Origin of the sequence: Streptomyces guryensis, from assembly GCF_021261325.1 — a bacterium.
GTDB lineage: Bacteria > Actinomycetota > Actinomycetes > Streptomycetales > Streptomycetaceae > Streptomyces > Streptomyces guryensis.
Window position 1 is genome coordinate 41575 of the sequence record NZ_JAJSBI010000001.1, and the last position, 25217, is coordinate 66791.

Genomic DNA, 25217 nt, shown 5'->3' on the forward strand with positions numbered 1-25217 from the left:
GACGTGCCCGATGCCCTGGCGCGGGCATCGGGCACGTCGGCGCGGAGCTGTCACCACTGCAGTGCGACGGTGCTGTTCCTCTCGTACGAGGCCGTCAGCTTCAGCTTCCCCTTCGGCATGTTCTTGCAGGTGAAGGTCTTCGCCGGCCAGCGCTCGCGGACCTCTCCGGAGCACACGATCCGGCCGTTGTGGCGCAGGTCCCAGCCGTACTTGTACGGCTTGCTGCCTCCGGTGTTGTCGATCCGCACCCGCACGGTCCCCTTCTTGGGGTGGACCTTGGCGAGGACGCAGTTGGCGGGACCACCACCGCACTTCTTGGTCGCGGTCGCGGCCCCGGCGGGGGCGGCACCGAGGGCCGTCGCTGCGGTCACGGCGACGGCCAGGACCCCGAGCCGGGTCATGCGGGGACGGCGGGCGGTCGGCGAGGTCATCGAGGGAGCCTCCTGGGCGGGATGTACTGATGCTTCAGCGGGATGTACTGATGCTTCACATGAGGTCACGCGTGGCCTCCTCCTGTGCGGGCACCAAGAGTCTTGTGGCGCGGGCACCACTGCTGCCATTGGCTCTTGGGGAGGTGACCGAACGGGCAATCGCGGCGTCGGCGCGGCACACATGGCTGAAACCAGCTCCCTAGGAGGGCACCACATGGCCGACCGTCACATCGAAGTCTCGCTGGTCAAGCGGGGCGTCCACTGCACGGCGAAACTCCTCGACGAGCGCGCGCCGCACACCTGCGCGGCGGTGTGGGACGCCCTTCCGCTGAGCAGCGACGTCTACCACGCCAAATACGCACGCAACGAGATCTACGCGCTGTTCCCGCCGTTCGCCGACCGGGAGCCGCCCCTGGAGAACCCGACGGTCACGCCCATCCCCGGCGACCTCTGCTACTTCTCCTTCGCCGGCACGGAGCTGGGCACCAAGGCCTACGGCTACGACACCGACGTACGCCCCGACACCACCGTCGTCGACCTCGCCCTCTTCTACGAGCGCAACAACCTGCTGCTCAACGGGGACGTGGGCTGGGTCCCGGGCATCGTCTGGGGTCAGGTGATCGAGGGCCTCGACGCGATGGCGGACGCCTGCAACGACCTGTGGCGCACGGGGGCGGCGGGGGAGACGCTCAGCTTCCGGCGGGTGTGACACCGGGCGTGACACCGGGCGTGACGCCGGCCGCGATCCCCGCCTCGTAGAGCGTGTGCGCCGCCCGCAGCACCAGTCCGTCCCGGTGCCGCGCCGCCACCAGCTGCAAGCCGATCGGCAGACCGTCCCCGTCCACGCCCACCGGGACGGTCGCCGCCGGCTGCTGCGTCATGTTGAACGGGTAGGTGAACGGGGTCCACCCCGTCCAGCGCCGGTGACCGGAGCCCTTCGGCACCTCGGCGCCCGCCTCGAACGCGGTGATGGGCAGCGTCGGGGTGACGAGGAGGTCGTAGGACTCGTGGAAGCGGCCCATGCGGCGGCCGAGTTCCATGCGGACGTCGACCGCGGCGAGGTAGTCCAGGGCGGAGAGGCGGGCCCCGGTCGCGCAGATCTCCCTCAGACCCGGGTCGAGCAACTTGCGCTGCTCCGGACCGAGTTGCTGGGTCACCCGAGCCGCGCCCGAGAACCACAGGGCGTGGAAGGCGTCCACCGGGTCGGTGAAGTCGGGGTCGGTCTCGGTGACGTACGCGCCGAGTTCCGCCAGCCGTTCGACCGCCCGCCGCACCGCGGCCGCCACCGCGGGCTGCACCGCCACCTGGCCGCCGAGGGACGGCGAGTAGGCGATCCGCAGGCCCTTCACCCCGCCGGACAGCCCGGCGACGAAGGAGCCGGGTGCCGCGGGCAGCGCCGACCAGTCGCGGTGGTCCGGCACCCCGATCACGTCCAGGAGCAGCGCCGCGTCCGCCGCGTCCCGGGTCATCGGGCCCACATGGGCCAGGGTGCCGAAGGCGCTCGCCGGGTAGAGGGGCACCCGGCCGTACGTCGGCTTCAGGGCGAAGACGCCGCAGAACGCCGCCGGGATACGGACGCTGCCGCCGCCGTCCGTGCCCAGCGCGAGGGGGCCGGCGCCCAGCGCCACGGCCGCCGCCGCGCCGCCGCTGGAGCCGCCCGCGGTGCGGGTCGGATCGTACGGATTGCGGGTCACCCCGGACCGCGGCGAGTCCGTGACGCCCTTCCAGCCGAACTCCGGGGTCGTGGTCTTGCCGATGAACACGGCTCCGTGCTCGCGCAGCCGGGCGACGGACGGGGCGTCCTCGTCCCAACTGCCCTGCTCCGGGATCGTCTTGGAGCCCTTGAGGGTGGGGGCGCCGCGCAGCAGGATGATGTCCTTGACGGTCGTCGGGACGCCGTCCACCAGGCCCTTCGGCTCACCGCGCCGCCATCGCCCCGTCGACTCCCGGGCCTGCGCGAGGGCCTGGTCCGCGAGCAGGCGCACGAAGGCGTTCACCTCTGGCTGGATCCGCTCGGCCTGTTCCAGCGCGGCCTGCGTGACCTCTTCCGGACTGAACTCCCCCTTGCGGTAGCTCTCGACGAGTCGTGCGGCGGTCAGGTCGGTGAGTTCGAGTCCGGGGTCCGTCATCTGTCCTCCATCGCTCGGCGGTTCAGCGTCCGGGTACGTACCCACGCTTCTTGTCCACCACGTTCAGCAGTGGTCTGCCCGCCTCCCAGCGCTCGTACAACTCGACGAACTGATTGCCGAGTTGATCGCGCCAGCCGATCGTGTCGCCGCTCATGTGCGGGGACACGATCAGGCCCGGGACCTCCCACAACGGGCTGTCGGGGGTGAGGGGTTCATGCTCGAAGACATCGAGGGCGGCGCCCGCGATCCACCGCTTGGTCAGCGCCTGGGCGAGCGCGTCCTCGACGACCAGACCGCCTCGCCCGATGTTGATGAAGCGGGCCGAGGGCTGCATCACGCCGAAGCGGCGCGCGTCGAACATGCCGTACGTCTGCTCGGTGAGCGGGGCGGCCGCGATCACCCAGTCGGCGCGGGCGATCAGCCGGTCCAGGTCGTTCGGGCCGTGGATGCCGGTGTGCGGAGTGCGCCCGACGATCGCCGTCGTCATGTCGAGCGCCTTGAGCGTGCGGGCGATCGTACGGCCGATGGGCCCGGAACCGACGACGCACGCGCGCGTGCCCGCGATCCGCTGCGTCTCGCGGTGCCGCCAGGTCCGCTCCCGCTGCAGCTCCCAGGTCCGCGGCAGGTCCTTGGCCATGGTGAGCACGAGCGCGGCGACGTACTCGGCGATGGGCTGGTCGAAGACGCCGCGCGCGTTGGTGACCACCGTGTCGGAGGCGGCGAGTTCCGGACACATCAGGTGGTCCACGCCCGCGCTCGCCGTGTGCACCCAGCGTGGCCGCGGGCCCTCGCCCGGCCAGGCGGAACGTACGGCCCGGGAGGCGAAGTCCCAGACCAGCAGGACGTCCGCGTGCGGCAGGCGCTCGGCGAGCGTCGACTCGTCGGCGTGCTCGATCCGGGCGCGGCCGGTGAGTCTGCCGAGGCGGGGGAGAGGGTCGGTGTCGAGGACGAGAAGCGTCGGGGTGGTCATGCGGAAAGCCGTTTCTACGGGAAGTTGCGGCCGTCTGACATGCGAGGTTTGACCACGCTCGCACCCGAACCTACCTTCGTCAACACGGGTGCGATGGGGGGTCCGTTGCTCCGCTGTTTCTCACGGTGAGGCGGTGGTCGCCATGGCTGCCATGGATGTTTCCTTTCTCGGTGGACCACTGCCCCAGCGGGGTGTGGGTGTGGTCGCCCCTTTCGACTTCGCTCTGGACCGCGAGCTGTGGCGCTGGGTCCCGGACGACGTCTCGCTGCATCTGGCGCGGACGCCCTTCGTACCGGTCGAGGTGAGTCTCGACCTGGCCCGGCTGGTGAGCGAGCACGAGACGCTGGACGACGCGGTCCGCACGCTGATCGCGGTCGCGCCGGAGGTCGTCGCGTACGCCTGCACCTCCGGCAGCTTCGTCGGCGGGGTCGCCGGGGAGCGCGCGATGTGCGCGGCGATGACCCGGGCCGGTGCCATCCCCTCCGTGACCACCTCGGGCGCTCTGCTGGAGGCCCTCGTGGCGCTCGGCGCACGGCGGGTGGCGCTGGTGACGCCGTACACCGTGTCGGTGACGCGCGCACTGGAGGAGTACGTCGCCGAGGCGGGCGTCAAGGTCACCGGATGCGCGTACATGGGCCTGACCCGGCACATCTGGAAGGTCCCGTACCGCGATGTGGTCGCCATGGCCCACAAGGCGGTACGACGGCCGGCCGACGTCCTGTTCATCAGCTGCACCAACCTCCCGACGTACGACGTCATCCCGCAACTGGAGGCCGAACTGCGCATCCCGGTGATCTCGGCCAACCAGGTGACGATGTGGGCTGCGCTGTCCCGACTGGGTACCCGGGCGGTGGGACCGTATCAGGCGCTGATCGATCCGGCGGCGCGCTCCGGCCCCGTACTGCCACAGCTCCCGGACGGCGAACAGCAGCAGGAAGGCAGGTCATGACGTCACTCGGATTCCTCTACCCCGGCCACTCCGCGGAGGACGAATACCCACGCATCGAGCAGTTGCTCGGCAGCAACATCCGCCTCGACGTCGTCCACACCGACATCGGCGAGGACGCGCACCGGGTGGACGCGTTGCGGGAGATGGGCTCGGCCGAGCGGCTCGCGGCGGGGGTCGAGCAGCTGCGTATGGCCGGCGCCGAGTCGGTGGTGTGGGCCTGCACCAGCGGGAGCTTCGTCTACGGCTGGGAGGGCGCCCACGAGCAGGTGCGCGCCCTGGCCCGTGCCGCCGGGATGCCGGCTTCGTCGACGTCCTTCGCCTTCGTGCACGCGCTGCAGGAGGTCGGGGCGCGGCGGGTGGCGGTCGGGGCGACGTACCCCGAGGACGTGGCCGGGCTGTTCGCGGACTTCCTGCGGGCGGGGGGTGCGGAGGTGACGTCCGTCCGTGGCGCCGGGATCATCACGGCGGCGGAGGTCGGGACGTGGGGGGAGGCGGAGGTGTTTCTGCTGGCCCGCGAGGCCGACCGTCCGGATGCGGACGCGCTGCTGCTGCCGGACACGGCGCTGCATACGGCTGCGCACATCCCGGCGCTGGAGAAGGAGCTGGGGAAGCCGGTGCTCACCGCGAATCAGGTCACTGTGTGGGAGGCGTTGCGGTTGGCTGATCGGCGGGTGAATGCGCCGATGCTGGGTGCTTTGTTCACGCGGGAGCCGATTGTGCAGGCCTGAGGGGTTCGCCCCCGCCGCCTCTACCCGTCCCGTCCCGGGGGCCAGCCCCCGGACCCCCGCTCCTCAAACGCCGGAGGGGCTGGATTTCATCGGCCAGGGCTGGAATTGGTCGGCCGGGGCTGGATTTCGTCGGCCGGGGCTGGAATTGGTCGGCCCCTGGGAATAAAACGGAGAGTGCCTCCTGTTAGGGGCTTGCGGACACGGCGTCGCAGCTAACAGGAGGCATTCACGTGACGGCAGACGAGATCCGGGGAACCGCGCAGGGCAGCGCGCCCGTGCCCCTCTCCGTACTGGACCTGGTGACCGTCGGCGCGGGGCGCACCGCCACCGATGCACTGCGCACGAGCGTCGACCTGTCCCGTCTCGCGGAGTCCCGCGGCTTCCACCGGTACTGGGTGGCCGAGCATCACTCCATGCCGGGGGTGGCCTCCTCGTCCCCCGCCGTGATCCTCGCGCACCTCGCCGCCCACACCGAACGCATCCGCCTCGGCTCTGGCGGCGTCATGCTCCCGAACCACGCGCCGCTGGTCATCGCAGAGCAGTTCGGCACGCTGGAGGCGATGGCTCCGGGCCGTGTCGACCTGGGCCTCGGCCGCGCCCCGGGCACGGACGGCGCCACCGCCGCGGCCCTGCGCCGCACGGAACGCCTCCACGAGGGCGCCGACGACTTCCCCGAGCAGCTCGCCGAGCTCACCCGCTTCCTGGACGACGACTTCCCGGACGGACACCGCTACCGCCGTATCCACGCAGTCCCCGGCCCGGTCCAGGCGACCTCCCCCGGCGGTGTCCAGTCCCCCCACCGCCCGCCGATCTGGCTGCTCGGCTCCTCCGGCTTCAGCGCCCGCCTGGCCGGCGCCCTCGGCCTGCCCTTCGCTTTCGCGCACCACTTCTCCGCGCAGAACACCGTCCCGGCCCTGGATCTGTACCGGGAGTCCTTCCGGCCCTCCGCCGTCCTGGACGCCCCCTACGCCCTCATCGGCGTCTCCGCCCTCGCCACCGACGACGAGAAGGAGGCCCGCCGCCAGGTCCTGGCCGCCGCCCTCAACATGGTCCGTCTGCGCACCGGCCGCCCCGGCCTCGTCCCGACCCCCGAGGAGGCCGAGGCGTACGAATTCAGCCCGATGGAGCGGGAGTTCGTCGACTCCTGGAACTCCAACGTCATCCACGGCACCCCGGACGAGGTCCGCACCGGCCTCGACGACCTCCAGAAGCGCACCGGCGCCGACGAGTTGATGATCACCGGCAACGCCCACAGCGGTGAGGTGCGGCTGCGCTCGTACGAACTCATCGCGGACGCCTACGGGTTGGCGACCGCCTGATCCCCGGCGTGTGCGCCCTGCTCCTCGCCGGGCCCGAGCAGTTCGGAGATGCGATCCGGTGACACCGGCCGTGAGTACAGCCACCCCTGGCCGGTGTCGCAGCCGATCCGCCGCAGCCGGGTCGCCTGCGCCGACGTCTCCACGCACTCCGCGGTGACCGTGATTCCGAGGCGGTGGGCGAGCTGGATCATCGCCTCGACCACGACCTCGTCGGCCGGGTTCGGCGGGACGGCGCCCTCCTTGTCGCTCTCGTACTGGAAGCCCCGTACGAAGGAGCCGTCCAGCTTCAGCACCGACACCGGCAGCCGGCTGAGATACGCCAGGTTCGAGTAGCCCGTGCCGAAGTCGTCGATCGCGATGCCGACGCCCATGGCGCTGAGGGCCTGGAGCGCTTGCAGGGGGCGGCCCGCCGAGCCCATCACCGCGGACTCCGTGAGTTCCAGCTGGAGCAGATGGGGCGCGAGCCCGGTCTCGGCGAGCGTCTCGGCCACATCGGCCACCAGATCCGAGTCCCAGACCTGACGCACCGCCACATTGACGCTCACGAACAGCGGCGGCTCGTCCGGATGGTCCACCTGCCAGCGGCGCGCCTGGCGGCACGCGGTGCGCAGGATCCAGCGGCCCAGCGGCACGATCGAGCCGTCCTCCTCCGCCAGTCCGATGAACCGATTCGGCGTCAGCATGCCGAACTGGGGATGGTTCCAACGGATCAGGGCTTCGACACCGCGCAGCCGGCCGTCCTCCATGCCCACCAACGGCTGGTATTCGAGCACGAATTCGTCGCGTTCGATGGCGGGGCGGAGCGTGGAGGCGAGGGCCTGGCGGGTCATACGGTGGGCGTTGCGCTCCGGGTCGAAGAGCGTCCAGCGGGCCTTTCCGTCGGCCTTCGCCCAGTAGAGCGTGGTGTCGGCCGCCTGCATCAGGGCGGTGGCGGTGGTGTCGGCCGCGCGCCGCTCCACCACGCCGATCGAGGCCGACACCGACACCCGCTGACCGGCGAGGTCGAACGGTGCCTGCACCGCCTCCAGCACCGCCTCGGCCAGATCGGCGAGTTGCTCCGTGCCCGTCGAGTCCTCCACCAGCAGGGCGAACTCGTCGCCGCCGAGTCTCGCCACCAGCGGGGCGCTCGTCCGGGCGTAACCCGCCGCGTCGGCGCAGCGCGTGAGGCGTTCGGCCACGGCGGCCAGCAGCCGGTCGCCGACGCGATGGCCGAGCGTGTCGTTGACGGCCTTGAAGCCGTCCAGGTCGAGATAGCACAGGCCGATCCGGCCGGTGCCGCTCTCCTCGTACGACTCCGCCTCCAGCGTGGCCGTCAGCCGTTCGAAGAACAGGGTGCGGTTGGGCAGCCGGGTCACCGGGTCGTGCATCTGCAAGTGACGTAGCCGGCCCTGGAGTTCACGGTGGGCGCTGATGTCGGTCAGCGACAGCAGTACGCCCTCGTCGTGGGCGGCCAGCGGCGAGACGGTGACCTGGACCCAGACCGACTGCCCGTCGGGGCTCTTCAGACGGCGCGTACAGCGCAGTCTGGCCTCCCGGCCGCGCAGCACCTCGCGGTACGCGTGCCAGGTGCGGGCGTCGGACGCCAGGTCCACCAGATCGGCGGCGAGGCGGCCGGCCAACTCGTCGGGGGCGCTGCCGAACAGGGCGCCGAACCCGTCGTTCGCGCTGACCACCAGCCCCTCGCGGTCGACGACCGCCATGGCCAGAGGCGCAGCCGTGAAGACGGAGTGGTACGCAGGCGGCTCCGTACGAGTCGTCAGCGACTCGGTACGAGGAGACGCATAGTCATTACTCTCTGTTACGGCGCCCCGGTCGAGGTCTGCCGTGGGCGCCGGCCCTTCGGACGTTCCGCTCACCGCTCGCTCCCGCAGTGCACTCGATCTCTGTCCGTGCAGGAAAGTGTGCCGATCATAGAGGCAGACCCAAGGGCCTTCCACCCCACGTCCAGTGTCCCCGATCGAGGGGCCCTTCTGGCAGATCGTTTCTGCCCGCAGCTGGACGGGTTGTTGGGGCCCCCGACCGCTTGTGACGTTCCGTGAGCGTTTCGGGGGTGTCGACTCTGATCGGGTCTTCTGCCCGACTCACTCATCTGGGGCAGGCGAACAGGGCGTAATACGACAAACTGACACAGGCTGGGTGCGGTGTCCCGAGTGCCGCCCCCGGAGGTCCCTGTGCCGCGTCAGTCCCCCCTCAAGGAGTTCAGGGGTTCCCGACTGCGCAGCACCGCCGCCGTGTTCACCACCCTGTCGGCGCTCGCCGCGACCTCGCTGGTGACCGGGCCGTCGATCGCCGAACCGTTCTCAGCGGTGCCGTGCGCGCTGCAGCGCACCGACGCCCATCACTCGGAGGGCCTCGACACCTGGAACGCCGCATATCCGCGGCCGACCCGCGCGTTGAAGGCCGTCATGATCTTCCTGTCCTTCCCGGACGCCGTCCCGCGGACCACACCCGCACAGTTGACCGCCGACCACTTCCCGGCCACCAGTCGCTACTTCGAACGTGCCTCCTACGGCAGGTTCACCCTCCATCCGCACGCGCTGCGGCACTGGATCCGGATGCCGGAGCCGTCCACGGCGTACGCGATGAAACGGGACTGGGGCGCCGAGCACCGGGCCGCCTATCTGCACGACGCACTCGCCGTCGCCGACCCGCAGGTCGACTTCTCCCGCTACGACATCGTCTACTTCGTGGCCGATCCGGACGCGCCCGGCGTGGACTCGGACGCGACGAAGGTCGTCAACCTGGACACCCCGCTCAGGGCCGACGGCACGGACATCCGCCGGGTCGTCACCGTCTTCGAGAAACACCCGCCGGACCGGCTCGTACTGGCCCATGAGACCGGACACGTCTTCGACCTGCCGGATCTGTACCACCGGCCGGACGACGGCAAGGGCGACTGGGACACGTACGTCGGGGACTGGGATCTGATGGGCAGCCAGTTCGGGCTGGCTCCGGACCTCTTCGGCTGGCACAAGTGGAAGCTGGGCTGGCTGGACCCCCGGCAGGTGGTGTGCGTGCGCGAGGCCGGCGTCACGCGGCTCACCCTGGAGCCGCTGGGTGCCGGGCCGGGGATTCCGGTCAGGGGCGCGGCGGGGCCGCCGGCCTTCGGGTTCGGGCACGGCGCGAAGCTCGCGGTGGTGCGGACCGGGCACGACAGTGTGCTCGCCTTCGAGGCGCGCGGGCCGATCGGCAACGACGCGGCGGCCTGCCGGTCGGGGATCCTCGTCTACCGGGTGCGGGGCGGCGCCCAGTCCGGCGGCGGCCCGATCGAGGTGATCGACGCCCACCCGCACACGGAGGCGTGCTGGGAGAACTCCGTCTACCCCCCTCTCGCCGACGCTCCCGTCTCCCTGGGTGAGACCTTCACGGTGCCAGGGGAGGGGATCAGGGTGGGGGTGGAGGGGCGGACGGTGTCGGGGGCTTGGACGGTGAAGATCACGGCCGGGGGCTGACTTCCCCGGCCTGCGGCCACGGCACCAGGGCGGTTTCTTGGAGCTGTGGCGGGTAAGGGCGCGGGTGGCGAGCCCGTGCCACGCCTCCGCGGCTGGGGTTGGCCTCTTCGCCCTGCGGCCACAACAGCCACCGGTGTAAGGGGGGTGTGGGTGGCGAAGCCCCCACAACGCGCGGCGAAGCCGCGCAAAAACGACGATGGCGAGACAGTTCGCGCTTTCCGCGAACAGGCCTCGCCATCGTCACAGTGCGCCGCCAGGGACTCGAACCCCGGACCCGCTGATTAAGAGTCAGCTGCTCTAACCAACTGAGCTAGCGGCGCCTGCTGACGTCGTAGACCTTAGCATCCTGATCGGCGGGAGGAAAAATCGATATGCGCACCGCCGCACGGGCGGCCCGTACGGCCGCCCAGAGCAGGATCTCGGGGCCCGGCAGCCAGGGATGGCGAGTGTCGGGGGCGACCAGCCAGCGGGAGTCGGGGGAGGCCGGCGGGGTGGTCGTGAGCAGGGGCGGGACGGTCACCGCGTCGCCCCTGCCGTGGCACAGCAGCGGCGGGATCGCCCCCGTACGGCCGAACTCCTCCCAGCGCAGCAGTGAGGGCAGCCGCTGGGCCGTGCCGGGCGCCGCGAACAGCAGCATCCGGCCCCGGAAGGTCGCCACCGGACCGGAACCCGGGCCCTCGTCCCACAGCCGGTCGACCATCCGGCGCGCGAAGACCGCCGGCGCGCTGACGACGTCGAAGGCCGAGCCGCACGGGAGCACCACCGGGGCGTCGGCGCGCTCCCTCCAGAGGGCGAGCGTGCTGCGCGGATACGTCCCTGCCGAGGCGAGCCAGGCGGCGCCGTCCGCGGTGACCCCGCTGACGTCGAAGCGGTCGGAGAACACGTCGGTGCGTTCGCTGCTCATGGCATCTATATCTACCGGCTGTGAACGCACCGCTCCCCACGGTTGCCGGAAACCGGGACAGAGGGGAGAGGGGAGGAGTATCTTGCCCGCCTGGCATATGCCAAAGCGAAGTGGGTCGTATTCACACCGCTCACACGGGGTCCGCGGAGCCCCGTCCCTCGGCCCCGCTCATCAGGTCCCGTCCGTACTCGACCATCTTCTTGGCATAGTCCTCGGTCCACTCGGCGCGTTCCGCGATGTCCGCCGGCGTCAGCCGGTCGAACCGCCGGGGGTCGGCCAGTTGCGCGGCCGCCATCGCCTGGAACTCCACCGCCCGGTCGGCCGCCGCGCGGAATGCCTGCGCCAGCTCCGTCGAGCGGGCCAGCAGCGCCCGCGGATCGTCGATCGACTCCAGGTCGAAGAAGTGCTCCGGGTCGGAGGCCGCCTCCGCGGGCTCGAAGAGCAGGGGCGCGGGGCGTAGCCGCGGTTCGTTCCGACGCGGCGTGGGCTCCGCCATGTCTTCTCCTCCTCGTACGTCGCGATCGACCCGTCCAGGACCGGGCCACCGTCCATTGTCCCGCGGCCACGCAAGTGGGCCGGGAACCCCGGGTCCCTCAAGGTCCGAACGGCACCCGATGTTCCCGGAGCCGCGCCGGCTCCGCGGTCACGGCTGCCGGCTCACCCGGTGCTCGGCCAGGCGCGCCAGTACCGCTTGGTTCGCCTCCCAGCCGTCGGGGCTGTATTCATTGGCCGCCTCCGGCGGCGTGCCGGGCTCCGGCCGGCGGGTTGGCGGGGCGGGGGTCGAGGGGAGTTGCTGGGTGTCCGGGGTCTCGGTCACGGCTGCCGGCTCACCCGGTGCTCGGCCAGGCGCGCCAGTACCGCTTGGTTCGCCTCCCAGCCGTCGGGGAACTTCACCAGGGTTCCCAGCTGCACCGGCTCCGTGGAGGGATAGTCGTCCAGGAGTTCGCTCACGCCTGCCCGGCAGACCACGATGCAGGCGTGGCGGTGGCGGGAGGTGAGGACGCACAGACGGCCCGTTTCCAGGTGGAAGGCGGTGGCGTCGGGGCGGCCGGAGAGGGGATGGAGGATGACCGTGACGTCGTACTCGCGGCCCTGGAGGCGGTTCGCCGTGTCGACCGTGACGTCCGTGACGCCCAGCTCCGCCAGTGCCGCCCGGACGGCCGCCGCCTGGTCGCGGTGGGCCGTGCCCACGGCGATCCGGTCGGGGGTCAGGGGCAGGGGCTCCTCGGGTGCGCGCTCCGACGTCGCCGCGCCGCCCCGGTCCACCAGCCGCCGTACGACCGTCGCGACCGCCCGCACCGCTTCGGGGTCGGTGCGCGGGGTGTGCCGGGCGGGCAGCTCCAGCAGGCCCCAGCCCCACTCGGCCGCCTCGTCGATCACCCGGTCGGGGCCGGAGCCGTCGGACGGCACGGCGAAGGCGAGACGGCGGTCGCCGTGGCCCGTGCCGCTACGGAAGGGCGTGTACGGGTAGAAGGCGTCCGAGACCAGGGGGGCCGCGGAGGCCGGGAGGCGCCAGGACACCGGCAGGCGGTGCTGCGGCAGTTCCGGGTTGTGGGCCAGAAGGGTGGTCACGGCGGAGGCCGAGGGGTCGTACGACAGCCCCGCCCACTGCTCGCTGCCCACGATGGAGAAGGGGTCGAGCTGACCCGGATCGCCCACGAACAGCGCCCGCTCGAACAGCCCCGCCACCGCGAGCAGCGCGTCCGAGCGCATCTGGTACGCCTCGTCCACGATGGCGTGCCGCCACGGCTCGTCGACCTTCACATGAGCCCACTTCGCGGCCGTGGAGATGACGACCGAGAGGCCGGTCAGATCGCCCGCCTTCGCCGACTTGCGGACGTTCGGCAGGTCGTCGAGCGCCTTGTCGTAGGGGTCCGTGTCGCTGCTGTGAAGGCGGCCGACGGCAAGTTCCCGGTTCTTCTCCGCGAGGCGCAGCACGAGGTCGTCGACCTGGGCGTTCGTCTGGGCGACGATCATCAACGGGCGCCCCGCGTCGGCCAGTTCGAGGGCCGCGCGGACGACGAGCGTGGACTTTCCGGCGCCGGGCGGCGAGTCGACGACCACGCCGCGGTGGGTGCCGTGCAGGGTGTCGCGCAGGATGGCGTCGGTGGCCTCCGCGGCCAGGGCGCCGGGGTCGAAGGCGGATGTCACAGCACGTCCTCCGAGGTCAGGGGATCGGCGGCCTCCGCAGCGGCCTCGCCCGGCGGTCCGCCATGGGTCCACGGCGTCTCCTGCGGGTCGGGCAGCTTCGGGCCGCCCCGCTGCTCGTGCTCGAAGAGGGTGAAGCAGAGTTGGTCGCCCTTCTCGGGCACCGACCCGGCCTCGGGCTCCTTGCCGCGCCCCATCTTGTCGACCACGCGCAGCACGAGCAGATCCTCCGCCTCCCACCCGACGAACTCCGCCGCCTGCGGCTTGCCGCCCAGCGAGCGGTACACCCTGACCCGCTCGCCCAGGTGTGGGCGGTCCTCCGTCCGCACGGTGACCAGGGGGCGCGGGCTGGGCCGCTTGCTCTCGCTGTACGCCATCACCACATCCGTCACCTCCCCGGCGAACGCCTCCCCGGACAGCCGCCGCCCCGCCATCACCAGCGGATCGTCAAGCGCCTCCTGGGCCTCCAGACGGGCCTGTTCGCGCTCGCGTGCGGCGAGCTTGTTGGCGGCGGTGACCGCGTCGTCGCGGCGCGGCTGCGGCGGTTCGCCCGCGACGATCCGGTCGCGGTGGGCGGTGAACGACCAGCGGTCGCGTGTCCACCGCTCCTCGACGTGCGCCCCGTCGGGCAGCGCCCGCAGCAGGTCGAGGCCCTGCCAGACCTTCTCCCAGGTGGGCAGGGTGCGGCTCAGCACCAGCTCGCGGATCTCCCGCTCGGCGGCGGTGAGTTCACCGAGCCGGTCGTCCGCCTCCGGACCGTCCTCGGCGGTGGCGAGGGCGGTACGCGCGCGGTCGTAGCGCTCGATCGCGGGCGCGAGCAGCTTGTTGTCGAACGCCGGGTCGGTGGCCGGTCCGGCAGGCGGGCACATCAGCTGGCCCTCGGGGTCGCGGGCGAGCTCGGCGTGCAGGGCGGCCTCGGCGCCCGTCGAGCCGTCCGGCGGGTCGATCCAGGCGAGCAGGGCGCCCAGGTGCTGGTCCTCCAGGGTGGACTGTCCGGTTGCCCAGTGCCGGGCCAGGAGGTCCGTCATCGCCGGCAGGAGGGAGGAGCCGGGGACGCGGGCGCGCTCCCCGAAGTGCGTCAGCCAGCGCCCGAGCAGCGGCACGCGTGGGGGCGCGGGGTACGGCGCCTCCGGGTCCTGCTCCGCCGTACGCCTGAAGCGCATGGAGCGGCCCAGCAGCCGTACGAAGTCGACGCCCGCTCGGCTCGGCACGATCAACTGCGGGGCGTCCGCGCACAGCTCGACCTCGACTTTGACCCGCTTGCCGGTCTCCGGGTCGGTCTCGTTGCGCTCGGCGGCCTCCACGTCCTCCGTGTACGCGTCGAGATACGGCAGGACGACGTCGGCCAGCTCGGCCAGGAACGTGAACCTGAGGTCACGGTCGCGCGGCTGCGGCACCGCCAGGAGGCGCGGCGCGTACCGGTCGGTGCCCACGAGCGCACCGAGCGGGGCGCCGGCCTCGCCCGCGGTGGTGAGCGGCACGAAGACGAGGGGCCGCTCGGACAGATGCCGGTGCCGGACGGTGGCGGCGGGCTGGGCTCGGCCGGTGCGACAGGCTTCCAGCCGGGCGAGCGTCGTGATCAGCGACACGGAGGCTCCTCCGAACAGGGGGCCGGGACCCCGTCGTGCGGGCCCCGGGCGTGGTGGGACGGCGCCGGAGCGGCCGCAGGCGGGAACGCCGTCAAGACCGGCCACCCCCCGTCGTGGCATCCACCGTGGCCAGCGGCCCGCGGTTCTGCAGCGCCTCCGCGCGCAGCCGGGCCGCCCTCCGCAGGGCCGTCACCGCTGGATCCTCCGGGTCTCCGGCTTCTCCCCGAGCCGCCGAAAGGACGTCCTCGACCGTCGTCAGACCGCCCAGTTCGGCACGGACCGAGCGGCCCAGGGACGTCACCGCGCCGGCCGCGCGGGAGCGGTCGCGGCAGTGGAAGGCCAGCTCGCAGGCGGACAGGCACTCGGGCGCGAACGCCGCCGGGACCGACTCGACGGCCGAGGTCAGCTCGTCGGAGGGCAGCTCCGGGGAGAAGCAGGTGCCCTCGGGGAGCGTGTCGGCGATGTCCTCGATGCGGGTGAGACGCGCCAGCTGGCGGCCGGTGACCGCGCGCTGCTTGCGCACGTCGACGGCCGAGGCGGTGGGCAGGTTGGAGAAGTCCTTCGGACAGACGAGGAGGATCCGGTGCCGTACCGCGGGGGCCGGATCGAGGCGGGCCGCGACCTCTTCGAGGGCGAGCACGTAGACGGCCGCCTGGCGTGCCGCCGCGCCCACCTTCGCCGGGTCCGCGGAACCGTCCAGCATCGGGAAGGACTTGATCTCCACGACCGTCCAGCTGCCGTCGGGATGCACCACCACGGCGTCCGGCTCCAGGAACGCGGGGGAGCCCGCGACGTCGAGCGCGAGCATCGGGTGGTCGAGGAGTGTCCAGGTTCCGGCGGCCGCGGTGGCCTCGCGCAGCGCCAGCGCCGTACGGGCCGCGCGGCCCTCGGGGCCGGTCGCGGCAAGGTCCGGCACCTGCGCGTCGGCGGGCGGTTCCGCGCGCCGGTCCAGCTTCTCGTGCACCAGCCGCAGCAGCTCCGCGCCGCCGTCCGCCTTGACCTTCGCCTCGAACGCGTTGCCCCGGGTGAACGCGAACTGCGACTGCCCGAAGGCCGACGGGGAACCCAGCGCGCTCGCCACCGCGGCCTTGTTCACCCCGGCGCCGTCCAGGATCGCGCGCCGTTTGCAACCGGGGTTGGCGGCGAGGGCGGCCAGGGCGCGCGCGTCCAGCGCCTTGGCCGGCAGGTCGGGACCGCGCAGCTCAGCGAGCCGCTGCCGGAGCGCCTTCCCCCGCGTCCGTGGGAGAGGCACCCGGCTCGGCTCCGGATCCGATCCGGGACTCGAGCTGCCGTGGAATTCGCTCACCCGCGGAAGTCTGGCATCCGGCACTGACAATTGAGGAACCTGCGACCTGAGAGCCACCCGCGCCGGAGGACAGCCGCTGCCTGACCGAGTCCGCGCCCCGCATGACGTACGGCGTCAGGAGCAGCCCGACGCCCATCACGGCCGCACCCGCGACCGCATCCAGGAAGTAGTGGTTCGCGGTCCCCAGGACCACCATCGTGGTCCCCAGCGGGTAGGCCACGGCGGCGACCTTCGTCGCAGGCGTCCGGCCGTACCGCCACAGCATGACCCCGCACCACAGCGCCCAGCCCACATGCAGGCTCGGCATGGCCGCGTACTGGTTCGTCATCCCCCCGAGACCGCGCGGGGCGCTGGCCTCGCTGCCCCACCAGCCGTACGAGCTGTACTGGGCCATGGTGTCCACGAAGCCATGGCCCGCGGACAGCAGCCGCGGCGGGCAGGTCGGCAGCAGGGTGAAGCCGATCAGGCCGAAGAAGGTGGACGTCATCAGCCAGGTGCGGGCCGCGCGGTAGTGCGCCGCGCGCGATCGGAACAGCCAGACCAGGATCGCCGGCGTGACCAGGTAGTGCAGCGACGCGTACCAGAAGTCGGCCGGGACGCCGAGCCACGCCTCGTGCGTGAAGAGCCGGTTGAGCGGGTGCTCGGCGTTGATGTGCAGGAACTTCTCGATGTGCAGGATCGCCACACCGTGGTCGACGGCGCTGGAGGTGTCACCGCGCGCGAGAAGGCGGCCGGCCGAGTAGCAGGCGTACACGAGCAGGATCAGCGGCAGCTCGGTCCACCAGCGCAGGCGGGTCCGCGGGGTTGCTGCCTCGATGCCCGGTGTCGTCTCGGTCTTCGGCATCCGATCGCCTCCCCCTTCGTTCTCGCCCGGCGCCCGGCGGTGCGGTCGTGCCACTTTACGGCGTATGTGCGCGCCCCTCTCGGGCGCCCCCGGCCCTCATAGACGCAGAGATCGCCCACCGGGTTGCCCGCAGCAGGCGTGCGCGATGATGGAGTGGTTCCGCCTGCGACTTCTCCTGGAAGGCCTCTCAGCTCATGGCACCGCGCATTCTGCTGGCCCGGCACGGACAGACCGAGTGGTCGTTGTCCGGCAAGCACACCGGCAGGACCGACGTGCCGCTCCTGGAGGAGGGCCGACGCGGCGCCAAGCTGCTCGGCGAGCGGCTGCAGCGGGCGCCGTTCGAAGGGCTTCCCGGGGTTGCCGTCCGCACCAGTCCGCTGGCACGCGCGCGTGAGACGTGCGAACTTGCCGGGTTCGGGGAGCGGGCGGGCGTGTGGGACACGCTGATGGAGTGGGACTACGGGGCGTACGAGGGCATGACGCCCGAGGAGATTCAGGGTGTGCGGCCGGGGTGGCTGATCTGGCGGGACGGGGTTCCGGAGGGTGAGGCGCTTGCCGACGTGGTGGGTCGGGCCGATGAGGTTGTGGCGTGGGCGCGGGGTGAGGACCGGGATGTGTTGGTTTTCGCCCACGGGCACATTTTGCGGGCGATCGGGGCTCGGTGGTTGGGGCTGCCGCTGGAGTTCGCCGCTCGGATCCGGCTGAATCCGACCTCGCTGTCGGTGTTGGGGTGGGCTTATGGCGAGCCTGCAATTGAGAGCTGGAACGATCTGGGGCACTTGACCGGGGAGTGAGCTGTGCCCGGCGGTGTCGCCGGCGGGCGGGGGTGTCGCCGGCCGGCGCTTGCCGGGTGCCGCTCTCTCTGGGACGGGTGCCGCCCCAGCGGCACGATTGCCCGCAGCTGCGTCGGCACGACTGCCTGTCGGCTACGCGCGCGTGCCCCCCGCTGCGGTCACGGCGTTCGGGGCTGGCTGGCGTGGCGTTCCAGGAAGCCCGATACGCCCGATGCCCTGCGGTGGGGGAGGAGGACCCTGGCCGTTCCTGCCAGCATCGTCTGGACTCGGGAGGACTGGACCTGGTCCAGGAGGTCCAGTACTCGCATGCCGGCTGCTGCCGCCTCGTCCGGGCGGCCGCCTCTTGCCAGGTCGTCCGCCAGTTCCGCGGTGTACAGGGCGATGTTGCGGGTGAAGTGCGGGTTCTGGAGCTGGGCCGCGCGGCGGGCGTGGCGGGCGGCGCGTGGCCAGTCGCCCAGCGTCGACCAGCACTGCGCCTCCAGGCCCTCCAGTTCGGCCTCCCCGTAGAAGCTCATCCACTCGGGGTCGGCGTCCGAGGGGCCTCGCTCGAAGAGGGTCTGCGCGCGGACGAGCGCCTGCTCGCAGGCGGTGCGGTCGGCGAGTCCCGCCCAGCCGCCCGCCTCGCGCAGCGCGAGCAGCGACATCAGGCGGGCGGAGCCCAGGGGGCGCGCGACGCGTTGCGCCGCCTGCGCGGCCCGGACCGCCTCGCGTGGGCGGCCGGCGTCGCGCGCGAGGAACGCCGTGTTGCAGAAGCCGTGCGCCTCCAGGGCGTCGTCGCCGGTCATCCGGGCGGTCGCGAGTGCCTCCGCGTAGTGCGAACGGGCATCGTCGAACCGCCCCGAGTCGTGCGCCAGCCAGCCCACGGAGATGGCGAGTTCACCGGCGCCCGAGTGGAGACGGTCGGCGGTCGTCTGCCGGGTCGCGCCGGCGTCCAGCAGCGCATAGGCGGCGCGCAACGGGGCCGACGCGCGCCGGTAGAGCCCGTCCGCGCCGTGCCGGTCGTCGAGCAGCCGGATTCTGCGTACGGCCTCTTCCAGCGCGTACGCGTCGTTCGCGCCGGGGCGGCGGACGGGACGCCCCGCTGCCGCGGCGTCGAGGGCGAGCCCGATCGGGCCCAGCGAGGCGGCGGCCACCGTGGCGCCACCGCCGGTCATGAATGCGCGACGCAGCACGTCGCTCTCCTCGTAGTTCTCGTGAAGCGCATGGCTCTCGTGATGCCCATGCGGGTCGTAAGGGACTCGCGGGCCGTAAGGGACTTGCGGGTCCGGGCCGTCCTGCGTTTCATACGGCTCGTACGCCCCCTGTGTCTCACCGGTGGGGTGCGCCCGGCGTCCGCGTACGGACGAGCGGGGCGCGAAGCCCAGGTCGGTGAGGGTGCGGCCGGGGAACATATGCAGGAACACCCGTTCGTATGCGTAGTTGGGGCAGCGGATCTCACCCGCCTCGACCCGGCCGACGTAGCGCGCGTCGCAGCTGACCCGCTCCCCGATCTCGCGCGCGGCCCGACGCACCACGGCGGCGAACTCGGCCGGCGAGCGCTGTCCGCGCAACTGCCGGAAGACGAGGTTCGGCCGCGGTGGCCTGGGGGGCGTGGGCTGGGACGAGGTCAGCTCTGACGACGTCATGGCCGGGTCCTCTCGTGCGAACCGTCGAACCATGCCGGATTCAGGGTGGGTTGTCCGTGTAGAGCCCTGTCTCCTGGCGGGGAAGAACGTACCTGCTGTGCCGGACCGCTCACGCTGTGTTTGGCTACAAACCGGATATCTCATACGGGATCTGCCATGAACTGCCATCCTTTGTGGCTGACTTCCGCCGTAGCCGTTGACGCGGCGCCGCGTTGAACTCTGCGGACCGGGAGCCGCCCGACTCCCGACCCGCTTCGTTCAAGGAGGGGTTCCGTGGTGGAGGCCGGGATGGAGACCAGCCAGAGAGTCGTTCCTCGTACGCCGCCCGCGACCGTGGCGCACGCCCAGGCCCCGGGGTGCGGCGGGCCGCCCCTCCCCGACGGTGCGTGCGACCTCGTCACCGTGCCCACGCGGCAGGGGCTGGAGGCCGTCGACATCCTGCGGCGCGGTGCGGGCGACGCGGTCGGCCCCGTCCTGCACGACGACGACTGCAACACCCTGGGCTTCGTGGTGCCGCCCGGCACGGCCGCCGCCTGGGATGTCCCGGGCAGCACCTGTACGGAGACCAACGGCCGCGGCCTGAGCCTGAACCCCGAGCCGCCCGTGGAGGGCTCGGACTGGCTGCTCCCGCCCGGCGAGGCCGACCTCGCGACCGACCCGGCGGTGCTGCGCGCCGCCCTGGGAGAAGCGGCACGGATCATCGAGGCCGCGGACAACTGCCGCTGACCTGGTCGCTTGCGTCACCCTGCGCGGGCGGGGCCGCCCCGGGCTGCCGATAATGGGGAAATGGGAAAGTCCAGGAACCCCCGGCGCGGCGGCGGCGGCGCCGAAGCGGTCGTCGAGGCCGTCGACGGCGGGCTCGCCGAGCTCATGCCCGACCGGGACCGGGCGCGGGCCTGGACGCTGCTGATCGACGGGGCGCCGCAGTCGCACGTGGATCTCGACGACCCCTCCTACCTCTCCTTCGAGTACCAGCGCCGGCTCGGCCACGTCATCGACCTCGTCGCGCCGGCCGGGAAGCCCGTGCACGCCGTGCACCTCGGCGGCGGAGCCCTCACCCTCGCCCGCTATGTCGCCGCCACCCGCCCCCGCTCCACCCAGCAGGCCGTCGAGCGGGACGCCGCGCTCGTCCAACTGGTCCGCCGCGAGCTGCCGTTGGATCCGAACGCCCGGGTCAGGGTGCGTTCCGTCGACGCCCGCGAAGGGCTCGCCAAGGTGCTCGACTGCTGGGCCGACCTCGTCATCGCCGATGTGTTCAGCGGGGCCCGCACTCCGGCCCACCTCACCTCGACCGAGTTCCTCGACGACGTCCGCCGGGTCCTGAAGCCGAGCGGTTGCTACGCCGCCAACGTCGCCGACGGGCCGCCGCTCGCCCATCTCCGCGGCCAGATCGCCACCGCCGCCGCCCGTTTTCCCGAACTCGCCCTGGTCGCCGACCCGACCGTGCTGCGCGGCAAGCGCTTCGGCAACGCGGTCCTCGTCGCCTCCGACGCCCCGCTGCCGATCGCCGAACTGACCCGCCGGGCCGCCTCCGACCCGCACCCCGGCCGGGTCGAACACGGCCGCGCGCTCCTCGACTTCACCGGCGGCGCGACTCCGGTGACGGACGAGGCGGCGATCGCCTCACCGGCGCCGCCGCCCTCGGTGTTCCGCTGACCAGCCGGCGTACCGGTAGTCCCCGGCTAATAGTTCCCGATCTCCACATGCGGCGGTCCGTCGTGCCAGGTGCAGATCACCGAGACCTTGTTCGTGCCCGAGGTGAACTCCACCCGGATCCAGGTCTCCGTCTTCCACGTCTGCATCGACCAGCCGGTGTCCGGGGTCGCCATGACGAGCGTCGCCGCGGTCCTGCCGAGGTCGAAGACCACCCGCCCGCCGTCGGTGTCGTAGGCCTTGACCTGGCCGGATGCCGTGGGGGTCGGGGTGGGGCTCGGTGGCGGTGCGGTCGACGTCGTGGGTGTCGGGGAGGGCTCGCGTGACGCGCTCTTCGACGGTGACGCCGACGGCCGTCTCGTCGACGACGCCAGCGGTTTCGACTCCTGTGTGGTCGCGTCCGCCGCCGTGATCGGCAGGGCGCGCGGCGGGTCGTACGCCGTGCCCGCCATCACCGTGTGGACACCCCACCACGACAGCGTGACCGCCGCGCCCGTGGCGAGCGACCAAGCAAGTACGTGTACGAGTCCTCTGCGCATCGCGGGCCATACTGCCTCACCCGTCCCACGGATGTCCCGTCCGTTGTCCACAAGTGCGGAGTTGTCCACAGGCTCCGATGCGGCTCTTGCGCATGGCGTACGGTGCCGCGCATGGCAAGTGTGCTCGTGGTCGAGGACGACCAGTTCGTACGCTCGGCGCTGATCCGGCACCTGACCGATGCCGCGCACACCGTGCGCAGTGTCGGGACGGCGCTGGAGGCGCTGCGCGAGGTCGCCCATTTCCGTTTCGACGTGGTGATTCTGGACCTGGGACTGCCCGACCTGGACGGCTCCGAGGCCCTGAAGATGCTGCGCGGCATCACCGACGTGCCTGTGATCATCGCCACCGCAAGGGACGACGAGACCGAGATCGTCCGGCTGCTCAACGCGGGCGCCGACGACTATCTGACCAAGCCCTTCTCCGTCGAGCACCTGTCCGCGCGGATGGCCGCGGTGCTACGACGGTCCCGGTCCGCACCCTCGGACGCCCCGCCGTCCACCGTCCTGCGTGTCGGCGGCCTCACCGTCGACCCGCTGCGCCGCCAGGCCGAACTGGACGGTGTCCGCCTCGACCTCACCCGCCGTGAGTTCGACCTGCTCGCCTTCCTGGCCGCCCGGCCGGGCGTCGTCGTCCCCCGCAAGGAACTCCTCGCCGAGGTGTGGCAGCAGTCCTACGGCGACGACCAGACCATCGACGTCCATCTGTCCTGGCTGCGGCGGAAGTTGGGCGAGACGGCGGCGCAGCCGCGCTATCTGCACACCCTGCGGGGCGTCGGCGTGAAGCTGGAGCCGCCCGCCACGGAGTCCGAGGGATCGGGGCCGCCGCGATGAGATGGGCACTGGTCAAGGTCTGTCTGGCGGTCACCGCGATGGTCGTGGTCGCCTTCGCGGTGCCGCTCGGGCTCGTCATCAAGGAGATGGCCCGGGACCGCGCGTTCTCCAACGCCGAGCGCCAGGCCGCCGCGGTCGCCCCGGCGCTGTCCATCACCACCGAGCGCGACCAGCTGGAGCGGGTCGTCGCCTCCGCGGGCTCGGACTCCGGGATGGCCGTGCACATACCCGCGGCCGCCGGGCAGTCCGCCGTCGACATCGGCCGGCAGCGCGCCGCCGGCGGGGACATCGCGACCGTGCGCAAGCTGGGCCGCGCCTCCACCACCGCGGTCTCCGGCGGCTCCACGCTGCTCCAGCCGGTCGCGCTGAGCTCCGGCGCGATAGCCGTAGTCGAGGTGTACGTCCCCGAGTCCGAGGTCAGTAACGGTGTGGGCACGGCGTGGGCGGTGCTCGCGGGGGTCGGTACAGCCCTGATCGTCGGGTCCGTCGCGGTCGCCGACCGGCTGGGCGTACGGATGGTGCAGCCCGCGCAGAAGCTGGTCGAGGGCGCGCACGAGCTGGGGGATGGGAAGCTGGGGGCGCGGGTGCCGGAGGAGGGGCCGACCGAACTGCGGCTGGCGGCGGTCGCGTTCAACTCCATGGCCGACCAGGTCGTACAACTCCTTGCCAACGAGCGGGAGTTGGCGGCGGACCTGTCCCACCGGCTGCGCACCCCGCTGACCGTGCTCCGCCTCAACGCGGCCTCGCTCGGCGACGGGCCGGCCGCCGAGCAGACCCGGGCCGCCGTCGCCCAGCTGGAGCGGGAGGTCGACACCATCATCCGCACGGCCCGGGACGCCAAGCCGCAGACCGCGGCGGCAGGTCCCGGCGCCGGATGCGACGCGGCCGAGGTGGTCCGTGAGCGGATGGCGTTCTGGTCGGCGCTCGCCGAGGACGAGGGCCGCAAGTGGCGGATGGCCGGTGCCGACCGGCCGGTGCGGATACCGGTGGCCCGGGCGGACCTCGCGGCCGCGCTGGACGCCCTGCTCGGCAACGTGTTCCGGCACACCGCCGAGGGCACGGCCTTCGCGGTCGACCTGCACAACGGCGAGGACGCGGTGATCGTGCTGGTCTCCGACGCCGGCCCCGGGATCCTGGACCCCGAGGCCGCCATGGCGCGCGGGCGGGGCTCCGGCAGTGACGGGTCCACCGGGCTCGGCCTGGACATCGTGCGCCGCCTCGCCGAGGCGACCGGCGGTGACGTGCGGATCGGGGCCTCGGTCCTTGGCGGGACCGAGGTGCGGATCTGGATCCAGCTGGACGGGCGGGAGCGGATACCCGGGCGGGGCCACCGCTCCGTCAGGCGACGCAGACAGAAGAAATTGGTCTCTACCTTTAACCGTCCCCGATCCCTTCCTTAAGCGCACCCTAAGATCCCCAACCCCCGTCCGGATCAGGAACTTTGCCCGATTCCGGCTCGCTAGCGTGCTGCCGCACCCGACCCCCGAACCATGAAGGCAGGCACGCGCATGAGCACGCACCGGCGCAGGATCAGTGGCAGGAACAAGGCGATCGGCGGAGCTGTCGCCGCGGCTGTGATCGGTGGCGGCGCACTCCTGCTCACCGGTACCGCACAGGCGGCCGGCGTGGCCGCCGCGTACACGAAGACCAGTGACTGGACGACGGGTTACACCGCGCAGTACGTCGTCACGAACAACACCGGCCAGCCGGAGAAGACCTGGAAGCTGGAGTTCGACCTGCCGTCCGGCGCCAAGCTGAGCTCGCTCTGGAACGCCGAGTCCGGTGTGAGCGGGCAGCACGTCACCGTGACCCCGGCCAAGTGGGACACCGACGGCCTCGCACCCGGCAAGTCCGTCACCGTCGGCTTCGTCGTCAACGGCACCGGCAACCCGAGCAGTTGTCTCGTCGACGGCGCCCAGTGCTCCGCGGACGACGGCCCGACGCCCGAGCCGAGCGGCCGCCCGACGCAGTCCGCGACACCGACGCCCACTCCCACCAGGACGCCGACCCCCACGGCCACCCCCACCCCGTCCCAGAGCCCCGGCACCGGAACCAAGGCGAGCGCCGGCTTCGCCCCCTACGTCGACACCTCGCTCTACCCCGCCTTCGACCTCCTCGCGAGCGCCGACGCGACCGGCGTGAAGAACTACAACCTCGCCTTCGTCACGGACGGCGGCGGCTGCACACCCAAGTGGGGCGGGGTGACCGACCTGGGCAGCGACGGGGTCGCATCCCAGATCGGCGCACTGCGCGCCAAGGGCGGCGACGTCCGCGTCTCCTTCGGCGGCGCCTCCGGTTCCGAACTGGCGACGACGTGCTCCTCGGCGGACGCGCTGGCCACGGCGTACGGCAAGGTCGTGGACCAGTTCAAGCTGACCAAGGTCGACTTCGACGTCGAGGGCGGCGCGCTGCCCAACACCACGGCGAACACCAACCGCGCGAAGGCGATAGCCAAGCTCCAGGCGGCCCACCCCGACCTGGACGTCTCCTTCACTCTCCCGGTCATGCCCGAGGGCCTCACCCAGGACGGCGTGAACCTCCTCTCCAACGCCAAGTCCAACGGCGCGAAGATCAACACCGTCAACATCATGGCGATGGACTACGGCGCCTCCTACAGCGGCGACATGGGCACCTACGCCGAGCAGGCGGCCACCGCCACACAGGCGCAGGTCAAGAGCGTGCTCGGCCTCTCCGACACCGCGGCCTGGAAGACGGTCGCCGTCACCCCGATGATCGGCGTCAACGACGTCTCGTCCGAGATCTTCAAGGTCGACGACGCCACGCAGCTGGTGAACTTCGCCGGCTCCAAGGGCCTCGGCGGCCTCTCGATGTGGTCGGCCACCCGCGACAAGCAGTGCGACGGCGGCACCAAGCCCACCGCCGACGCCACCTGCAGCTCGATCACCCAGGACAAGTCCGCCTTCTCGAAGGCGTTCGCCGCCTTCAACTGACCACCACGCAACGGGGGCGACGCGCCCCGGCCGGACCTCCCCCCACCCGGCAGGG

24 protein-coding genes and 1 tRNA gene are annotated in these 25217 nt (G+C 72.1%); 11 read left to right on the forward strand and 14 right to left on the reverse strand.

The window, feature by feature from the left end; genetic code table 11:
- Positions 1-50 precede the first annotated feature (50 nt).
- Positions 51-431, reverse strand: coding sequence for a hypothetical protein (locus tag LJ657_RS00215; protein ID WP_232646026.1), 381 nt, complete (start codon positions 429-431; stop codon positions 51-53).
- Positions 432-645: 214 nt separating this feature from the next.
- Here LJ657_RS00215 and LJ657_RS00220 point away from each other — a divergent pair, with 214 nt between their 5' ends.
- Complete coding sequence (locus LJ657_RS00220) at positions 646-1140, forward strand: DUF3830 family protein (RefSeq protein WP_232646027.1); 495 nt, start codon at positions 646-648, stop codon at positions 1138-1140.
- On the opposite strand, the gene LJ657_RS00225 is transcribed toward LJ657_RS00220, so the two are convergent.
- Both LJ657_RS00225 and LJ657_RS00230 read right to left on the reverse strand, forming a co-directional pair.
- Positions 1121-2560, reverse strand: a complete 1440-nt coding sequence (locus LJ657_RS00225; RefSeq protein WP_232646028.1) for an amidase — start codon at positions 2558-2560, stop codon at positions 1121-1123. The genes LJ657_RS00220 and LJ657_RS00225 overlap by 20 nt on opposite strands.
- Positions 2561-2582: 22 nt before the next feature.
- Complete coding sequence (locus tag LJ657_RS00230; protein ID WP_232646029.1) at positions 2583-3530, reverse strand: D-2-hydroxyacid dehydrogenase; 948 nt, start codon at positions 3528-3530, stop codon at positions 2583-2585.
- A 151-nt stretch (positions 3531-3681) separates the two neighbouring features.
- Here LJ657_RS00230 and LJ657_RS00235 point away from each other — a divergent pair, with 151 nt between their 5' ends.
- The 3 genes from LJ657_RS00235 (at position 3682) to LJ657_RS00245 (ending at position 6526) form a co-directional block, all read left to right on the forward strand.
- Positions 3682-4479, forward strand: coding sequence for a maleate cis-trans isomerase family protein (locus LJ657_RS00235; protein WP_232646030.1), 798 nt, complete (start codon positions 3682-3684; stop codon positions 4477-4479).
- Positions 4476-5207, forward strand: a complete 732-nt coding sequence (locus tag LJ657_RS00240) for a maleate cis-trans isomerase family protein (protein ID WP_232646031.1) — start codon at positions 4476-4478, stop codon at positions 5205-5207. The genes LJ657_RS00235 and LJ657_RS00240 overlap by 4 nt, the downstream gene beginning before the upstream one ends.
- A 230-nt stretch (positions 5208-5437) precedes the next feature.
- Complete coding sequence (locus LJ657_RS00245) at positions 5438-6526, forward strand: LLM class flavin-dependent oxidoreductase (RefSeq protein ID WP_232646032.1); 1089 nt, start codon at positions 5438-5440, stop codon at positions 6524-6526.
- Here the strand turns inward: LJ657_RS00245 and LJ657_RS00250 are convergent.
- The gene (locus LJ657_RS00250; RefSeq protein WP_232646033.1) at positions 6505-8382 is read right to left on the reverse strand and encodes a putative bifunctional diguanylate cyclase/phosphodiesterase; all 1878 of its coding nucleotides are present in this window, start codon (positions 8380-8382) and stop codon (positions 6505-6507) included. The two genes, LJ657_RS00245 and LJ657_RS00250, sit on opposite strands and share 22 nt — an antisense overlap.
- A gap of 315 nt (positions 8383-8697) precedes the next feature.
- Here LJ657_RS00250 and LJ657_RS00255 point away from each other — a divergent pair, with 315 nt between their 5' ends.
- Positions 8698-9978 carry a M6 family metalloprotease domain-containing protein gene (locus tag LJ657_RS00255; RefSeq protein ID WP_232646034.1) on the forward strand — a complete coding sequence of 427 codons (1281 nt, stop codon included), beginning with the start codon at positions 8698-8700 and terminating at the stop codon, positions 9976-9978.
- A 246-nt stretch (positions 9979-10224) separates the two neighbouring features.
- On the opposite strand, the gene LJ657_RS00260 is transcribed toward LJ657_RS00255, so the two are convergent.
- The 8 genes from LJ657_RS00260 to LJ657_RS00295 all read right to left on the reverse strand — a co-directional run bounded on the left by LJ657_RS00260 (position 10225) and on the right by LJ657_RS00295 (position 16769).
- Positions 10225-10298: transfer RNA gene (locus LJ657_RS00260), tRNA-Lys, on the reverse strand.
- On the reverse strand, positions 10289-10882 hold the full coding sequence (locus tag LJ657_RS00265) for a bifunctional DNA primase/polymerase (protein WP_232646035.1): 594 nt from the start codon (positions 10880-10882) through the stop codon (positions 10289-10291). The genes LJ657_RS00260 and LJ657_RS00265 overlap by 10 nt, the downstream gene beginning before the upstream one ends.
- A 130-nt stretch (positions 10883-11012) precedes the next feature.
- Entirely contained in the window at positions 11013-11378 is a 366-nt protein-coding gene (locus LJ657_RS00270) for a DUF8844 domain-containing protein (RefSeq protein WP_030943902.1), read from the reverse strand.
- A gap of 147 nt (positions 11379-11525) precedes the next feature.
- The gene (locus LJ657_RS00275; protein ID WP_232646036.1) at positions 11526-11699 is read right to left on the reverse strand and encodes a hypothetical protein; all 174 of its coding nucleotides are present in this window, start codon (positions 11697-11699) and stop codon (positions 11526-11528) included.
- A complete protein-coding gene (locus LJ657_RS00280; RefSeq protein WP_232646037.1) occupies positions 11696-13033 on the reverse strand; it encodes an AAA domain-containing protein in 1338 nt (445 codons plus the stop codon). The genes LJ657_RS00275 and LJ657_RS00280 overlap by 4 nt, the downstream gene beginning before the upstream one ends.
- On the reverse strand, positions 13030-14619 hold the full coding sequence (locus tag LJ657_RS00285; RefSeq protein WP_232646038.1) for a hypothetical protein: 1590 nt from the start codon (positions 14617-14619) through the stop codon (positions 13030-13032). The genes LJ657_RS00280 and LJ657_RS00285 overlap by 4 nt, the downstream gene beginning before the upstream one ends.
- Positions 14620-14710: 91 nt before the next feature.
- Entirely contained in the window at positions 14711-15871 is a 1161-nt protein-coding gene (locus tag LJ657_RS00290; protein WP_232646039.1) for a PD-(D/E)XK nuclease family protein, read from the reverse strand.
- A complete protein-coding gene (locus LJ657_RS00295) occupies positions 15822-16769 on the reverse strand; it encodes a phosphatase PAP2 family protein (RefSeq protein ID WP_232646040.1) in 948 nt (315 codons plus the stop codon). The genes LJ657_RS00290 and LJ657_RS00295 overlap by 50 nt, the downstream gene beginning before the upstream one ends.
- Positions 16770-16963: 194 nt before the next feature.
- Here LJ657_RS00295 and LJ657_RS00300 point away from each other — a divergent pair, with 194 nt between their 5' ends.
- Positions 16964-17563 (forward strand): histidine phosphatase family protein, encoded by a 600-nt coding sequence (locus LJ657_RS00300; protein WP_232646041.1) that lies wholly within the window; start codon positions 16964-16966, stop codon positions 17561-17563.
- A gap of 158 nt (positions 17564-17721) precedes the next feature.
- Here LJ657_RS00300 and LJ657_RS00305 read toward each other — a convergent pair whose 3' ends face one another.
- On the reverse strand, positions 17722-19188 hold the full coding sequence (locus tag LJ657_RS00305) for an NsdA family TPR-like regulatory protein (protein ID WP_232646042.1): 1467 nt from the start codon (positions 19186-19188) through the stop codon (positions 17722-17724).
- Positions 19189-19461: 273 nt separating this feature from the next.
- Between LJ657_RS00305 and LJ657_RS00310 the strand changes: the two genes are divergently transcribed.
- Positions 19462-19914, forward strand: a complete 453-nt coding sequence (locus LJ657_RS00310) for a hypothetical protein (protein ID WP_232646043.1) — start codon at positions 19462-19464, stop codon at positions 19912-19914.
- Between the two features lie 60 nt (positions 19915-19974).
- Positions 19975-20844 carry a spermidine synthase gene (locus LJ657_RS00315; protein ID WP_232646044.1) on the forward strand — a complete coding sequence of 290 codons (870 nt, stop codon included), beginning with the start codon at positions 19975-19977 and terminating at the stop codon, positions 20842-20844.
- A 26-nt stretch (positions 20845-20870) separates the two neighbouring features.
- On the opposite strand, the gene LJ657_RS00320 is transcribed toward LJ657_RS00315, so the two are convergent.
- Positions 20871-21380, reverse strand: a complete 510-nt coding sequence (locus LJ657_RS00320) for a hypothetical protein (RefSeq protein WP_232646045.1) — start codon at positions 21378-21380, stop codon at positions 20871-20873.
- A 111-nt stretch (positions 21381-21491) separates the two neighbouring features.
- Between LJ657_RS00320 and LJ657_RS00325 the strand changes: the two genes are divergently transcribed.
- The 3 genes from LJ657_RS00325 to LJ657_RS00335 all read left to right on the forward strand — a co-directional run bounded on the left by LJ657_RS00325 (position 21492) and on the right by LJ657_RS00335 (position 25162).
- Positions 21492-22211 (forward strand): response regulator transcription factor, encoded by a 720-nt coding sequence (locus LJ657_RS00325; protein ID WP_232646046.1) that lies wholly within the window; start codon positions 21492-21494, stop codon positions 22209-22211.
- A complete protein-coding gene (locus LJ657_RS00330) occupies positions 22208-23611 on the forward strand; it encodes a sensor histidine kinase (RefSeq protein WP_232646047.1) in 1404 nt (467 codons plus the stop codon). The genes LJ657_RS00325 and LJ657_RS00330 overlap by 4 nt, the downstream gene beginning before the upstream one ends.
- Before the next feature lie 108 nt (positions 23612-23719).
- Complete coding sequence (locus LJ657_RS00335; protein ID WP_232646048.1) at positions 23720-25162, forward strand: cellulose binding domain-containing protein; 1443 nt, start codon at positions 23720-23722, stop codon at positions 25160-25162.
- Positions 25163-25217: the final 55 nt, after the last annotated feature.